Source organism: Streptomyces sp. JNUCC 64 (assembly GCF_054484115.1).
In genome coordinates this window covers 253,841-268,727 of record NZ_CM137015.1, presented here as the reverse complement: position 1 = coordinate 268,727, position 14,887 = coordinate 253,841, and the positions used below count along the sequence as shown (strand labels likewise).

At 71.9% G+C, this 14,887-nt stretch carries 10 protein-coding genes and 1 pseudogene; 5 read left to right on the top strand and 6 right to left on the bottom strand.

From position 1 onward, the window contains the following. Positions 1-36: 36 nt before the first annotated feature. Entirely contained in the window at positions 37-2,889 is a 2,853-nt protein-coding gene (locus ACVWNX_RS01035; RefSeq protein WP_454415034.1) for a DEAD/DEAH box helicase, read from the bottom strand. Between the two features lie 256 nt (positions 2,890-3,145). Here ACVWNX_RS01035 and ACVWNX_RS01030 point away from each other — a divergent pair, with 256 nt between their 5' ends. Continuing rightward, positions 3,146-4,204, top strand: a complete 1,059-nt coding sequence (locus ACVWNX_RS01030) for a fatty acid desaturase family protein (protein WP_454411925.1) — start codon at positions 3,146-3,148, stop codon at positions 4,202-4,204. A gap of 108 nt (positions 4,205-4,312) precedes the next feature. Beyond that, positions 4,313-4,495 carry a hypothetical protein gene (locus tag ACVWNX_RS01025; RefSeq protein ID WP_454411924.1) on the top strand — a complete coding sequence of 61 codons (183 nt, stop codon included), beginning with the start codon at positions 4,313-4,315 and terminating at the stop codon, positions 4,493-4,495. 40 nt (positions 4,496-4,535) lie between these two features. On the opposite strand, the gene ACVWNX_RS01020 is transcribed toward ACVWNX_RS01025, so the two are convergent. Beyond that, positions 4,536-4,964, bottom strand: coding sequence for a PPOX class F420-dependent oxidoreductase (locus tag ACVWNX_RS01020; RefSeq protein WP_454411923.1), 429 nt, complete (start codon positions 4,962-4,964; stop codon positions 4,536-4,538). A gap of 109 nt (positions 4,965-5,073) precedes the next feature. Between ACVWNX_RS01020 and ACVWNX_RS01015 the strand changes: the two genes are divergently transcribed. Both ACVWNX_RS01015 and ACVWNX_RS01010 read left to right on the top strand, forming a co-directional pair. Then, on the top strand, positions 5,074-5,487 hold the full coding sequence (locus tag ACVWNX_RS01015; RefSeq protein ID WP_454411922.1) for a roadblock/LC7 domain-containing protein: 414 nt from the start codon (positions 5,074-5,076) through the stop codon (positions 5,485-5,487). Positions 5,488-5,696: 209 nt separating this feature from the next. Continuing rightward, positions 5,697-6,581 (top strand): DUF6397 family protein, encoded by an 885-nt coding sequence (locus ACVWNX_RS01010; RefSeq protein ID WP_454411921.1) that lies wholly within the window; start codon positions 5,697-5,699, stop codon positions 6,579-6,581. A 70-nt stretch (positions 6,582-6,651) separates the two neighbouring features. Here ACVWNX_RS01010 and ACVWNX_RS01005 read toward each other — a convergent pair whose 3' ends face one another. Further along, positions 6,652-9,165 carry a DEAD/DEAH box helicase gene (locus ACVWNX_RS01005; protein WP_454411920.1) on the bottom strand — a complete coding sequence of 838 codons (2,514 nt, stop codon included), beginning with the start codon at positions 9,163-9,165 and terminating at the stop codon, positions 6,652-6,654. A 211-nt stretch (positions 9,166-9,376) separates the two neighbouring features. Between ACVWNX_RS01005 and ACVWNX_RS01000 the strand changes: the two genes are divergently transcribed. Then, a complete protein-coding gene (locus ACVWNX_RS01000; protein WP_454411919.1) occupies positions 9,377-10,171 on the top strand; it encodes a metal-dependent hydrolase in 795 nt (264 codons plus the stop codon). A 62-nt stretch (positions 10,172-10,233) separates the two neighbouring features. Here ACVWNX_RS01000 and ACVWNX_RS00995 read toward each other — a convergent pair whose 3' ends face one another. The 3 genes and pseudogenes from ACVWNX_RS00995 to ACVWNX_RS00985 form a co-directional block, all read right to left on the bottom strand. Beyond that, a complete protein-coding gene (locus ACVWNX_RS00995; RefSeq protein WP_454411918.1) occupies positions 10,234-12,033 on the bottom strand; it encodes an ABC transporter ATP-binding protein in 1,800 nt (599 codons plus the stop codon). Further along, a pseudogene (locus tag ACVWNX_RS00990) lies at positions 12,030-13,985 on the bottom strand (ABC transporter transmembrane domain-containing protein). Before ACVWNX_RS00990 ends, ACVWNX_RS00995 begins: the two are co-directional and overlap by 4 nt. A gap of 419 nt (positions 13,986-14,404) precedes the next feature. Beyond that, positions 14,405-14,863 (bottom strand): GNAT family N-acetyltransferase, encoded by a 459-nt coding sequence (locus ACVWNX_RS00985; RefSeq protein ID WP_454411917.1) that lies wholly within the window; start codon positions 14,861-14,863, stop codon positions 14,405-14,407. Between the last annotated feature and the right edge of the window lie 24 nt (positions 14,864-14,887).

Genomic DNA, 14,887 nt, shown 5'->3' with positions numbered 1-14,887 from the left:
CCCCGTCGCCCGCCGTGTGATCGTCCCGTCCGGTGCTCATCGGTCACCTGCCCGCAGCGCCACCAGATCGGCCAGTTCGGCGTCGGACAGCTCGGTCAGAGCCGCCTCTCCGCCGCCGAGGACCGATTCCGCCAGTTCGTGCTTGCGCACCAGCATCCGGGCGATCCGGTCCTCGATCGTCCCTTCGGCGATCAGCCGGTGGACCTGTACCGGCCGCGTCTGCCCGATGCGGTACGCGCGGTCGGTGGCCTGGGCCTCCACGGCGGGGTTCCACCAGCGGTCGTAGTGCACGACGTGCTCCGCCCTGGTCAGGTTGAGCCCGGTGCCGGCGGCCTTCAGCGACAGCAGGAACACCGGTACCGCGCCGTCCTGGAAACGGTTCACCATGGCCTCGCGTTCCGGTACCGGGGTGCCGCCGTGCAGGAACTGGGAAGGGACTCCCCGCGCCGCCAGGTGCCTTTCCAGGAGCCGGGCCATCCCCACGTACTGGGTGAACACCAGCACCCCCGCGCCCTCGGCGAGCATCGGCGCGAGCAGCTCGTCCAGGAGCTCCAGCTTCCCCGAACGCCCGGCGACGCGCGGCCGGTCCTCCTTGAGGAACTGGGCGGGATGGTTGCAGATCTGCTTGAGTCCGGTCAGCAGTTTCACGATCATCCCGCGTCTGGCCATTCCGTCGGCGCCGGCGATGTCCGTGAGGGCCTCGCGCACCACCGCCTCGTACAGACCCGTCTGTTCCGGGGTCAGCGACACCGGGTGGTCCGTCTCCGTCTTGGGCGGGAGTTCGGGGGCGATCCCCGGATCCGACTTGCGCCGCCGCAGCAGGAAGGGGCGCACCAGCGCCGCCAGCCGCTCGGCGGCGCGCGGATCGGAACCCGACTCCACCGCCCGCGCGTAGCGGGTGCGGAACGCGCCCAGTCCGCCGAGCAGTCCCGGGGTGGTCCAGTCGAGGATCGCCCACAGCTCCGAGAGGTTGTTCTCCACGGGGGTGCCGCTGAGCGCCACGCGCGCGCGTGCCCCGATCGTCCGCAGCTCCCTGGCCGTCGACGAATAGGGGTTCTTCACGTGCTGCGCCTCGTCGGCGACGAGCAGCCCCCAGTCCACGCCGTCGAGCCGCTTCGCGTCGAGCCGCATGGTGCCGTACGTGGTGAGGACGACCTCGCCGTCCGCCAGCGACTCCAGGGAGCGCCGTGCGCCGTGGTACCTGCGCACGGCGGTGCCCGGAGCGAACCTCTCGATCTCCCGCTGCCAGTTGCCCATCAGGGACGTCGGGCAGACCACGAGGGTCGGTCCCGCGGTCGTGCCGTCTGTCTGGCGGTGCAGGTGCAGGGCGATCACGGTGATCGTCTTGCCGAGGCCCATGTCGTCCGCGAGGCAGGCGCCCAGCCCGAGCGAGGTCATCCGGGCGAGCCAGGTCAGCCCCCGGGCCTGGTAGTCCCGCAGCCGGGCGGCCAGCTCGCGCGGCTGCCCGACGGGGGGCATCCCCTCGGGGTCGGAGAGGAGCGCGCGCACCTCCTTCAGCCATCCCGTGGCCTCCACCTCCACGGACTGTCCGTCCACCTCGGCGGAGCCCGTCAGCACGGCACCGAGCGCGTCGACGGGCGCCAGCCGGCGGTCCTTCCGGTCCCGGGCGCGCCGGGCCGCGAGGGGGTCGACCAGGACCCACTGGTCGCGCAGCCGGACCATCGGCCGCTTGGCCTCGGCCAGCAGTTCCAGCTCGTCCCGGGTCAGCGGGCGGTCGCCCAGGGCGAAGCGCCAGTCGAACGCCAGCAGGGCGTCGGCGGACATGAACGAGGGGCCGTCGGAGGAGCGTCCCGCCGGGGCGGAACCGTCGTCCGGGGGGCCGATCACGGCACGGGCCGTGAGCCGGTGGGCGAACTCCTTGGGCCAGTGGACGTCCACACCCGCGTGTGCGAGGGCACGGGCACCACCGCCGAGCAGTTCGGCCACCTCCTCGTCCACCAGGTCGACCGCGTCCGGCACGCTCGCGGACAGCAGCGGGGTGAGCGGTGCCCACGCGCGCGTGGCGCGGCGCAGCGCCAGCAGGACGTCCATCCGGGCCCGTGGACCGAGTCCCGTCGGGCCGTCGGACGCCGACCACACGTCGGCCGCGTCCACGACGAGCGCCGGGTCGTCGGCGCTGTGGGCCTGGAGCACCGCACGGAACGAGACCGCTGCCGTGCCGGGGTCGTCGGGCAGTAGTCCGGGCACCTCCACCCGCAGGGAGATCCGTACCCCCGCGTCATGGGCGGCCGCCACGTCAAAGGCCCATTCCCGCAGCTCCGGTACCCGTTTCCGGTCCGGGGCGGCGAAGGGCGCCGCTCCCGTGGCGGGGACGGCCGCGGGGGAGCGGGGCAGGGCGTCGGCCACAGCGTTGAGGAAGGCCCACAGATGGGCTTCGGGGTCGGGCACGCGGATCCCGTCCCCGGTGCCCAGCGGCAGGGCGTGTGCCTCCGGCGGCATCGCCGCCGCCCATTCCCGGACCCGGTCCGCGTCGCTCGCTCCGAGCGGGCCGAAGCGCCAGGCGTCGTGGTCGTCCGGGGTCAGTCCGGGCAGGAGCAGACCCCGTGCGGCGAAGTGGAGCGCCAGTACGGCCGCGCCGCCCCAGAAGACCGCCGTCGGGTCCGCGGAGTCCACGGCACGGACCCGGGTGAGCAGCGGCAGGGCGGTGTGGACGGGCAGCAGCAGAGCGGACACCTCGATCACCGCCACGCCGTCCTCGTCGGGCACGACGACGGCCAGTTCCACCGGCTCGCTTCCGGAAACGACCGGCAGGGGGTCTCCTTGAGGGCTCCAGAACGCGATCCGCTCTCCACCGGGCAGCTCGGAGGGGACGAACACCACGGTGAGCGGGGCGAGCTCGGCGACCGCGTCCCGCGACCGCGAGGGGATGCTCAGCACTACTACGGCACACTCCTCAAACTTGACTAGAGAATGAGCGGGTAATTATACATAGATCATTCGCTGATTTCTTTGATCAGGGAGGGTGGCGTTCATCGCATTTTCTGGTGGGGTGTGGTCAGCCCCCGTAAAGGAGGCGGGTGGGCCTCAGGGGAAGACGGGTGGTGACCGCATGGCCGCCCAGGGGTGCTGATCCCTACGTTTTGGCAGGTCAGCCGTTCGTGTCCCGGAGAGACCGGAGATCCTCATGCCCGAGGTCGCCCTGCCCGTCGTGGAACCGAGGTCGGACGCGCCGCCACCCGGCGGCCGACCCGTTTCCAGTGAGTTCACCCCCCTGCTCCGTGATGTACGGGGGCAGGGGCTGCTCGACCGCCGGACCGGGTGGTACGCCGTGTGCGTCACCGTCAACGCCCTCCTGTTCGGCGCGGTCGTCGTCGCAGTGGTCCTCGTCGGGGACTCCTGGTGGAGTCTCGCGCTCGCCCCCGCGCTGGCGCTGATGTCCACCCGGACCGCCTTCATCGGCCATGACGCGGGCCACTCCCAGATATCGTCCGACAAGCGGATCGGCGAGGTCATCGGCCTGATCCACGGCAACCTCATGCTGGGCCTCGGGTTCGGATGGTGGAACGACAAGCACAACCGGCACCACGCCAACCCCAACCACATCGACAAGGACCCGGACGTGGCCGCCGACGTCCTGGTCTTCACCCGTGCGCAGGCGACCGTCCGCACCGGGTTCCGCCGCTGGCTCACCCGGCACCAGGCGCGGCTCTTCTTCCCGCTCACCCTCCTCGAAGGCGTCGCACTGAAGGTCCACGGCATCCGGGACCTGCGGCGCCCGCGCCCCGGGCGCCTGGTGGAGGGCCTGCTGCTCACGGCGCACCTCGCGGGGTACGCGATCCTGCTCTTCGGCACCCTGTCCCCGGGCAAGGCGCTCGCTTTCGCCGCGCTCCACCAGGCGTTGTTCGGACTCCACCTGGGCATGGCCTTCGCGCCCAACCACAAGGGCATGGAGATGCCCGACCCCGACGGCGAGCGCTGGGGGCACCTGCGGCGCCAGGTGCTGACCTCGCGCAACGTCAAGGGCGGTCCGCTCACCGACTGGTTCCTGGGCGGGCTCAACTACCAGATCGAACACCACCTCTTCCCGAGCATGCCGCGCCCTCATCTGAGGCTCGCCCGCCCCCTCGTCATGGAGCGCTGCCGTCAGGTGGGCATCCCGTACGTGGAGACCGGGCTCGTCGAGTCCTACCGGCAGGCGCTGGGGCACATGCGGGACGTGGGGGAGCCCCTGAGGACCGGATAGGGGACGTCTCAGGGACGGGTCAGGGTCATGGCGCGGAACCGTCGCGACGGCCGCGTCGTTTCTCCCGGTAGAGAGCAGTGACACCCGCTGCGGAAGAGAGGCGGCACCATGTCGAATCGAGCGAAGATCGCCGTGGGCGGTGTGGCGATCGGACTCTTCCTGTGGATCTGGCTGCCGTTGTGGGCGGTTCTCCTGATCGTGCTCGGCGTTCCCGCGGCCGCGTACCTCTCCCTCGACCCCGCGCAGCGACGCAGGCTGCGGAGGGTGCGTCGTAAGGAACTGGGGCGCTGAGGGACGGTCGGCGCCTTCCCCGGAAGGCGCCGGTCCCGCGCTAGTCGGCCACTCCCTCGTAGCCGGTCACCCTGTCGATGCGCACCCGGACCAGCAGCTCACCGGGGACGCCGTTGCGGGCGGCGAACTCCGCCGCCCGGTCCTCTCCCATGTAGCGGCCCCCGATGCGACCCGCCCAGGTGCGTACGTCCTCCAGGTCCTCGGACAGTCGCGCCCGTCCCTGGATCAGGACGAAGGCGAACGGAGGGCGATCGTCGTCCACACACAGAGCGACACGCTCCTCGTTGGCCAGGTTTCGCCCCTTGACAGTCTCCTTCCCCGTGTTGAAGACCAGCTCGTCACCGTCCAGGACGAACCAGATCGGTGCGATGTGCGGGCTTCCGTCGGCCCGAACTGTCGAAAGTTTCCCGGTGCGGGTGCCCTGCGAAACGAAGGCCCTCCACCGTTCGTCGGTCATCTTCTGTGCCATGTGTCCATCCTGCTTGCCGAGGCGCCATGGGTGGGGAAGGCTTGCGGAACGGAGTCTCCGGTCGGCGGGTGGGAAGGCCGAGAGCGTGGGGAGCGGGGAGAACACGACGATGGGGCAGAAAACGGGACTCAGCTGGCTGCTGGACGACCTCATCGACCGGGTCGAACACGTCAGACACGTGTTGGTCCTCTCCAACGACGGGCTGGTGACCGCGGCCAGTACCGCGCTCGCCCGTGAGGACGCCGAGCACCTCGCCGCCGTGGCCTCCGGGCTGCACAGCCTGGCGAAGGGCTCCGGACGTCACTTCGGGGCCGGACAGGTCCGCCAGACGATGATCGAGTTCGACGGGGCGGTCATGTTCGTGACGGCGGCGGGGGAGGGCAGCTGCCTCTGTGTGCTCAGCACCGCCGAGGTGGACATCGGGCAGGTGGCCTATGAGATGACCCTGCTGGTGAACCGCGTGGGCGAACACCTCGGAGTCGCGGTCCGCTACTCGGAACGCACGTCGATAGTGGACAGCTGAGTTCCGCGTCCCCTCTTCCAAGTCGCTGACCAGCGACAACAGTGCGGTGAGCCGAGTTATCCACAGGCCCGGACGGGAAAGCGGGATCCGGGCTACGGTTTCCCGGAGACCAGCGCCACGGAATCACGGGGGAGCACGGGATGACTCATCGCGCCACCACGCCCAAGACCGACCGTCCGTTCGGACGGCCCCGGGTCCATCATGACCCGGTGTCCGTCCCGATCCGGAAGGGGCGGGACGGCAACGGGACGGCGAGCTGCGCGGCCACCCGCGCCGCCCGGGAACTCGGCCTCATGCGGGCCGAGTTCGACCTCGCCGTGCAACTCGGACGGATCCGCACCGTCCGTGGCCAGCAGCCCGGGGAACGGCGGGTCACCCACGCCGAGATCCATCGGGTGCGCGCCCAGACGGGCTTCCCCGACTCCCTGCGGGAACGGGTCCGGACCGTCGGCACCTCGGAAGGCGCCGAACTCCTCGGGATCTCCACCGTCCGCTTCACCAAACTCGCCCGCCTCGGCCGGTTCACCCCGGTCCTCTACTACCGCAACCGGTACCGCGCGACCGTCTGGCAGTACCTCGCCGAGGACCTGCGGGACTTCGCGGCCGATCCGGGACACCGTGCCCTGCTCAGCGGACGGACCCCCGCCCCGCTCAGGGAACAGCTCGCCGCAGGCGTGGACGTCCGCGCCCGCAACTGGCGCGGCCGGTACCACGGGCGGCTGCTCAGGCTCGCGGACGGACCCTGGGAGAGCGCGGCGGCGACCGCCGCCTTCCTGGACGAGGAGCGCGTCATGGAGGTCACCGCCGATCCGGAGGAGCTGACCCGGTTGCGGTCGCTCCTCCCTAAACGCCAGGTCCTCGTTACGGGGAACAGGAGCGCGGCGGCGAACGCCCCCGACCTCATGCGCGCGGAGGACACGGACGAGGCCGGCTGGTACCAGACGCACCTCGCGCTCTGCCTGGACCACGCGCGCGCCAGTACCGCGCCCTCGTCCTCCCCGGCGCTGGCACCCCGTGCGGCCGACCGCGCGCCCGAACCCCCGCTCCGTGACCGCTCGCGGAGGCTGCGGGACTGGCTGCGGCGCCGGGACTGACCGTCCCGTCGTTTCGTCTCCCCGTCCGACCGGATGCCGAAGGGGGCCGTCCGCCGTGCCCGCAGTCACCTCACAACTGGCCGACCGCCGTGACCCGGACCACCGCCCTGCCCTCCGCGTCGGAGGCGGTGAGGTCGACCTCGGCACTGATGCCCCAGTCGTGGTCGCCGTTCGGGTCCGCGAAGGCCTGCCGGACCCGCCACAGACCGTGCTCCGCGTCCTCCTCGATGCTCAGCAGCTTCGGGCCGCGCGCGTCGGGCCCCGTACCGAGATCGTCGTACTCGTCCCAGTAGCGGTCCATCGCCTCGCCCCAGGCGTCGGCGTCCCAGCCGGAGTCCCCGTCCAGCTCGCCCAGTTCGTCCACGTGGTCGAGGGCGGCCAGCTCCACCCGCCGGAACATCGCGTTGCGGACCAGGACGCGGAAGGCCCGCGCGTTGGCCGTCACCGGCTTCACCTGGTCGGCGCGCTCCTGGGCCTCCTCCGCCGTCATCTCCTCCGGGTTGGCGAGTTGCTCCCACTCGTCGAGGAGGCTGGAGTCGACCTGGCGGACCAGTTCGCCGAGCCAGGCGATGAGGTCCTCGAGGTCTTCCGACTTCAGATCGTCGGGCACGGTGTGGTCCAGCGCCTTGTACGCGCTCGCCAGGTACCTGAGGACGATCCCCTCGGTCCGGGCCAGCTCGTAGTGCGACACGAACTCCGTGAAGGTGAGGGCCCGCTCGTACATGTCCCGGATCACCGACTTGGGCGACAGCGGGTGGTCGCCCACCCACGGGTGGCTGCGGCGGTAGGTGTCGTAGGCGTGGGACAGCAGCTCGTCCAGCGGCTTGGGGTACGAGACGTCCTGGAGCCGTTCCATCCGCTCCTCGTACTCGACCCCGTCCGCCTTCATCGCCGCGACGGCCTCGCCCCGGGCCTTGTTCTGCTGGGCGGCCAGGATCTGCCGGGGGTCGTCCAGCGTCGACTCGACCACCGACACCATGTCCAGCGCGTACGAGGGCGACTCCGGATCGAGCAGCTCGAAGGCGGCGAGCGCGAAGGTCGACAGGGGCTGGTTGAGCGCGAAGTCCTGCTGGAGGTCGACCGTCAGCCGCACGACGCGGCCCTCGGCGTCCGGCTCGTCCAGCTTCTCCACGATGCCGCCGTCCAGCAGCGAGCGGTAGATCGCGATGGCCCGCCGGATGTGCCGCAGCTGCTGCTTGCGGGGCTCGTGGTTGTCCTCCAGCAGGTGCCGCATGGCGTCGAACGCGTTGCCGGGCCGCGCGATCACCGCGAGGAGCATGGTGTGCGTCACCCGGAACCGCGAGGTGAGGGGCTCGGGCTGGGAGGCGATGAGCTTCTCGAAGGTGGAGTCCGTCCAGCCGACGAATCCCTCCGGGGCCTTCTTGCGCACCACCTTGCGGCGCTTCTTCGGGTCGTCGCCCGCCTTCGCCAGCGCCTTCTCGTTCTCGATGACGTGCTCCGGGGCCTGGGCCACGACGAAACCCGCGGTGTCGAAGCCCGCGCGTCCCGCGCGCCCGGCGATCTGGTGGAACTCCCGCGCGCGCAGCGTCCGCACCCGGCTGCCGTCGTACTTGGTGAGGGCGGTGAACAGCACCGTGCGGATGGGGACGTTCACCCCGACCCCCAGGGTGTCCGTACCGCAGATGACCTTCAGCAGTCCGGCCTGGGCGAGCTTCTCCACCAGCCGCCGGTACTTCGGCAGCATCCCCGCGTGGTGCACACCGATACCGTGCCGAACGTACCGCGACAGGTTGCGGCCGAACTTGGTGGTGAAGCGGAAGTTCCCGATCAGCTCCGCGATCTGGTCCTTCTCCGCCCGTGTGCACATGTTGATGCTCATCAGGGCCTGGGCCCGCTCCACCGCCTGGGCCTGGGTGAAGTGCACGATGTAGACCGGAGCCTGCTTGGTCTCCAGCAACTCGGTCAGGGTGTCGGTCAACGGGGTCAGCCGGTACTCGTAGGACAGCGGCACGGGACGCGTCGCGGACCGGACGACCGCGGTGGTCCGGCCCGTCCGGCGGGTCAGATCCTCCTCGAACATCGACATGTCGCCGAGGGTCGCCGACATCAGGACGAACTGCGCCTGGGGCAGCTCCAGCAGGGGGATCTGCCACGCCCAGCCACGGTCCCCCTCGGCGTAGAAGTGGAACTCGTCCATGACCACCTGGCCGATGTCCGCGTCCTTGCCGTCCCGCAGCGCGATCGAGGCCAGCACCTCGGCCGTGCAGCAGATGACGGGGGCGTCCGAGTTGACCGAGGCGTCCCCGGTCAGCATGCCCACGTTCTCGGTACCGAAGATCTTGCACAACTCGAAGAACTTCTCCGAGACCAGTGCCTTGATCGGCGCTGTGTAGAAGGTGACCTCGTTCCGCGCCAGGGCCGCGAAGTGCGCCCCCGCGGCGATCATGCTCTTGCCCGAACCGGTCGGGGTCGACACGATCACGTTCGCCCCGGAGACCACCTCGATCAGCGCCTCCTCCTGATGCGGATAGAGCGAGAGTCCGCGCGTCTTCGCCCACGACTCGAATGCTTCGTAGAGGGCGTCGGGATCGGCGGACTGAGGCAGCTGAGCGATAAGGGTCACATGCCTATCTTGCCTGGACCCGACCCCGATCAGGGAATCGGACGACCGTACGAAGATCGTGAACGCTACGCTGATGCGCCGACACCACGTCAGCGCGCACGCGCGCCCCGGGCCAGGGGCGGGGGCCGCACCCGGCGACGGGAACACCCCCGCGCGGCGACCGGCGGCGGCACGGGTACGGAAAGCAACGGAAAAGGGGCGGGGCACCACCATGATGGGACCGGCACACTCACTGTCGGGAGCGGCGGCCTGGCTGGGGGTGGGAGCGGCGGCGGCCTCGGCGGGCCACCCGATGCCCTGGCCCGTCCTGCTCACCGGCGCGCTGATCTGCGCGGGCGCCGCGCTCGCCCCCGACCTCGACCACAAGGCCGCCACGATATCGAGGGCCTTCGGCCCGGTCTCCCGGGGGCTGTGCGAGATCGTCGACAAACTCTCCTACGCCGTCTACAAGGCGACCAGGAAGCCGGGCGACCCCCGGCGCTCGGGTGGACACCGCACCCTGACCCACACCTGGCTCTGGGCCGTGCTGATCGGCGTCGGCGCGTCCGCGCTGGCGATCACCGGGGGGCGGTGGGCGGTGCTCGCCCTCCTCTTCGTCCACCTGGTCCTCGCCATCGAAGGACTGCTCTGGAGGGCCACCCGGGGACAGAGCAGCGACGTCCTCGTCTGGCTGCTGGCGGCGGCCGGCTCGTGGATCCTCGCCGGTGTCCTGGACCAGCCCGGCAACGGAGCGGACTGGCTCTTCACCGCGCCCGGGCAGGAGTACCTCTGGCTGGGGCTGCCGATCGTGCTGGGCGCGCTGGTCCACGACATCGGCGACTCCCTCACCGTGTCCGGCTGCCCCGTCCTGTGGCCCATCCCCATCGCGGGGAAGCGCTGGTACCCCCTGGGCCCGCCGAAGGCCGTGCGCTTCCGCGCGGGCAGCTGGGTGGAGCTGAAGGTCCTCACCCCCGTGTTCATGGTCCTCGGCGGAATCGGCGGCGCGGCGGCGCTGAACCTCATCTGACGACCGGCGCGACGGCCGCCCGGGGCGCCGGAGGGCCCGGCACCCCGGGCGCCCCCGTGACGTCAGCCGTGCCAGGAACGCCACAGGGCCGCGTACGCGCCGTCCTGGGCGACCAGTTCGTCGTGGCCGCCCAGTTCCGTGATGCGGCCCCCCTCCACCACGGCGATCAGATCGGCGTCGTGCGCCGTGTGCAGCCGATGGGCGATGGCCACCACGGTCCGGCCCCGCAGGACACGGGCCAGCGAGCGCTCCAGGTGCCGCGCGGCACGGGGGTCGAGCAGCGAGGTCGCCTCGTCCAGGACCAGGGTGTGCGGATCGGCCAGCACCAGCCGGGCCAGGGCGATCTGCTGGGCCTGGGCCGGAGTGAGCGGAACACCACCCGACCCCACCCGCGTGTCCAGACCGCTCCCGCCGTCCCCCAGGGCGCGGGCCCACCCGGTGGCGTCCACCGCGCCGAGCGCCGCCCACAGCTCGTCGTCCCGGGCGCCGGACCGGGCCAGCAGCAGATTGTCACGGAGCGTTCCCACGAAGACGTGGTGCTCCTGGTTGACGAGGGCCACATGGGTGCGCACCCGCTCGGCGGGCATCCGGGACAGCTCCGCCCCTCCGAGGGTGACGGTGCCCCCGCCCGGCGGATAGATCCCCGCCAGCAGCCGCCCCAGCGTGGACTTGCCCGCGCCGGACGGGCCGACCAGCGCCACCCGGGCGCCCGGCCGGACCGTCAGCGACACCTCGCGGAGCACGTCCAGGTCCGCCCGGTAGCCGAACCGCACCCGGTCGGCGCGCACGGTGCGACCCCCGGGCGACACGGTGGCGTCCCCCTCTTCGGGCTCGACGGCGCGCACGCCCACCAGCCGGGCCAACGACACCTGGGCCACCTGGAGCTCGTCGTACCAGCGCAGGATCAGCCCGATCGGGTCCACCAGCATCTGGGCGAGCAGCGCGCAGGTCGTCAACTGCCCGACCGTGATCCAGCCCCGCAGGACGAGGGCACCGCCCAGCACGAGCACCGAACAGAGCACGGTGATGTGCGTCAGGTTGATGACGGGGAACAGTACCGACCGGAGCCACAGCGCGTACCGCTCCCACCCCGCCCACACGGCGATCCGCCGCTCCGACAGCTCCACCCGACGCCCGCCCAGCCGGTGTGCCTCCACGGTCCGCCCGGCGTCGACGGTCTCCGTGAGCGCGCCCGCCACCGCCGCGTACCCGGCCGCCTCCGCCCGGTACGCCGAGGGGGCCCGCCGGAAGTACCACCGGCAGCCCACGACCAGCAGCGGTACCGCGACGAGCACCGCCGGGGCCAACGGGGGAGCGGTGACCGCCAGCCCGACCAGCAGCAGACCCGCCCAGACCACACCGATCGCCAGCTCGGGCACCGCCTCGCGCATCGCGCTCGACAGCCGGTCGACGTCGGTGGTGATCCGGGAGAGCAGATCACCGGTACCGGCCCGTTCCAGCACCCCCGGCGGCAACCGGACGGAGCGCACGAGGAAGTCCTCCCGCAGATCCGCCAGCACGCGCTCGCCGAGCATCGCGCCCCGCGACCTGACCTGCCACACGAACACCGTCTGCACCAGGAGCGCGACCACGAAGAGGCCGACCGTGGCGCCCACACGCGTACCGTCCGGCGCGCCGGTGCCCTCCGCGAGACGCTCGACCAGTCGGCCCAGCAGATGCGGCCCGGCCATCGAAGCGGTCACGGCCACCGCGTTCACCGCGATCAGTACCGCGAACGCTCCCCGGTGCCGCCGCAACAGTGCCCTGACATAGCTCCGGACGGCCCCGGGGTCCCCGACGGGCAGGGCGCTCGCCGTCGTCGGCCGCGCCGGGTCGTCGGCCGGTTGCTCGACACCGGTCACGTCCCCTCCCCGTTCTCGACGTCCGCCCCGCCGTTCCCATTCTCCCCCGAGGTCCGGGAGGCCCCGGGGTCCCCGGTGTTCCGCCGGTCCCGTCCTCCCCGGTGCTCACCGGTCCCCCGGGCCACCACGGACCGGTACCGGGGTTCCGTGGCCGTCAGTTCCCGATGGGTGCCCGTCGCCACGACCTTCCGGCCGTCCAGGAGGGCCACTTGGTCGGCCTGGTCCAGGAGCAACGGGGAGGAGGTGAACACCACGGTGGTGCGCCCCTCGCGCAGCACGCGCAGTTCCACGGCGATCCGGGCCTCGGTGTGGGTGTCGACGGCGGAGGTCGGCTCGTCCAGGACCAGGACTTCCGGGTCGGTGAGGAGCGAGCGGGCGAGCGCGAGCCGTTGGCGCTGTCCCCCGGAGAGGGAACGCCCGCGCTCCGTGATCCAGGCGTCGAACGGGTCGGCGGTGTCCACCGCGTCCCGTGCCAGGGCGTCCAGCACATCACCGCACCGGGCCGCCTCCAGGGCGCGCGCGGCGGACACCGCGCCCGATGCCGGAACGTCCAGCAGCTCGCGCAGGGTGCCGGACAGCAGCACCGGATCCTTGTCCTGCACCAGGACCGAGGTCCGGGCCGTGTCGAGGGGCAGCGCGTCCAGTGCGGTGCCACCGAGCAGGACGGAGGTGCCCGAGGGGCCGTCGGACGAGGCGTGTCCGCCGAGCCGCTCGGCGAGTTCACCCGCGGTGTCGGGGTCACCGCAGACCACCGCTGTGAGCCGTCCCGAACGGGCCAGCAGACCGGTGACGGGGTCGAACAGATCCCCTCGTTCCAGCCCGTCCAGCCCGTCCAGCCCGTCGCGCGGGCCGGGAACGAGGGAGGCGGCCCCCGTTCTCCCCGCCTCCGCCTCCGTCGTCTTCCCCGCTCCCCCCGGGCCCGGGCGCGCGGACGGTCTCCCACCGGAGGGCCCGGCGCCGCGTTCCAGCGCGAGGACCCGGGCGACCCGGACCGCCGACGGACGGGAGAAGACGTACGCCATGGCCATCTCCTCGATGTGGCGCAGGGGGAGGTGCAGCAGGGTGACGGCGCTGTACACGGTGACCAGAGCGCCCAGGGAGACCGTCCCGTCCTGGGCGAGGGCGGCTCCGCGCCACACCACGGCGACGAGCAGCGCACCCGGCAGGAAGATCTGGACCGCGGAGATGAGCGCTCACATCCGGGCGCTGTGGACAGCGGTCCGCCGGACCTCCTGGGAAGCGGTCCGGTACCGCCTCAGGAACAGTTCCTCGCCACCGATGCCCCGGAGGACCCGAAGTCCCGCGACGGTGTCGGCGGCCAGCTCCGTGGCATGTCCGGCCTTGGCGCGCTGGACGTCCGCGCGGCGGGTGGCGGCGGGCAGCAGGGGCAGGGTCGTCAACGCCAGCGCGGGGGCGCCCATCGCGACGATGATCCCGAGGGCGGGCTCGTACAGGACCAGTCCGACGCAGACGAGGACCACCGCGATGACCGCCGCGGCGAAGCGGGACAGCATTTCCACGAACCGGCTGATCCGCTCGACGTCCGAGGTGGAGACGGCGACGACCTCCCCGGCGGCGACCCGACGGGTCAGTTCGGCACCGAGCAGGGCCGTCCGGCGGACCAGGAGCTGCTGGAGCCGGGCGGTGGAGGTGACCCAGTTGGTGACGGTGGCGCGGTGCAGCAGGGTGTCGCCGAGGGCGGCGAGCAGTCCCAGTAGGACGAGCGCCCCGCCCGCGAGGGCGAGACCGGTCCCGGAGCCGTCCACGACCGCGTCGACGGCGAGACCGACGGCGAACGGGAGCCCGGCGACGGCGGTGAAGTGGACCAGCCCCCACGTCAGTGCCTTGAGCTGGCCCCCGAGTTGGTTGCGTCCCGTCCAGAACAGCAGCCGGGGGCCCGAACGCAGATCGGGGACACCGGGGTCGGCGTAGGGGAGGTCTCGGAGGTGCATGGCGTCCCAGGACTCGGTGGGGCGGAGGCGGGGGCGAGGCGACGGGCACGGGCGAGAACGGTGGGGGAGCGGCGTCGGAAGGCGCGGGGCGATGGTGCCCGGCGGCCTTGAAAGCTTCGCGCCGGCCTTCCTTCCGGGCAAACGATTTACGGGAGGCGGGAGGGGAACTCCGATCCCGGAGTGCTGGGCGGAGCAGCCGGGTTCCGCGCGGGCACGGCGCCACCGCGCCCGTGACGCGGAGCCCGGCTGCAGGACCCGGGGCCCGCCGTAGCCCGGCGAGGGGACGCTCCGGGGAGTACCGGCTCTTCCGGCCTCCCCGGTGCCGTGACCGGGAAGTCCACCGGGAAGGCGTTCCCTCCCCTGGTTCGGGGCGTTCGGACGCTGAGCGTCCCGCAGTTGCCGCAGGATCACATGGTTGGTCAGCGGAGCTGATAGTTGAGAGTTCCGAGGGGCCAGTCCGTGGACAGCCAGTTCATGACGGCCGCTCGCAAGGGCGCGTCCAGTCCGGCCCTGTCGGCCCGGACCCAGGAGCGGACATCGGCGTCATGGTCATCCTCGCGGGAGGGACAGACGTAGACGCAACCGATCACCTCGCCGCTGACGGTCTCGATGACGGTGTAGGTGAATCCGCGGCGCTGGGTGAAGTCGTCCGCGTGACGCTGGAGGTCGACGAGGTTCTCCTCCAGGGGCATCCCGTCGGCAGGGGGCCATCTCAGGTCCTGGAAGCCCGGGGTCGCACGGATGTGCTCGATGCTGCTGGTCCAGGCGGCGTGGTCGGCGGCATTGTGCTGGGGCCCCAGGGGCTCCAGACGGAACTGCGGGGTGGTCAGGCCCTTGGGGACGACGAAGTCGTCGGGGACGAGGGCGCGGTCGGTCATGGGCCGAGGCTATGAGGCGGGGCT

Coding starts and splice junctions, on each gene's coding strand:
- ACVWNX_RS01015 (WP_454411922.1), top strand. CDS start 5,074: ATGGGGCAGAAAACGGGACTCAGCTGGCTGCTGGACGACCTCATCGAC.
- ACVWNX_RS01000 (WP_454411919.1), top strand. CDS start 9,377: ATGATGGGACCGGCACACTCACTGTCGGGAGCGGCGGCCTGGCTGGGG.
- ACVWNX_RS01020 (WP_454411923.1), bottom strand. CDS start 4,964: ATGGCACAGAAGATGACCGACGAACGGTGGAGGGCCTTCGTTTCGCAG.
- ACVWNX_RS01030 (WP_454411925.1), top strand. CDS start 3,146: ATGCCCGAGGTCGCCCTGCCCGTCGTGGAACCGAGGTCGGACGCGCCG.
- ACVWNX_RS00985 (WP_454411917.1), bottom strand. CDS start 14,863: ATGACCGACCGCGCCCTCGTCCCCGACGACTTCGTCGTCCCCAAGGGC.
- ACVWNX_RS01025 (WP_454411924.1), top strand. CDS start 4,313: ATGTCGAATCGAGCGAAGATCGCCGTGGGCGGTGTGGCGATCGGACTC.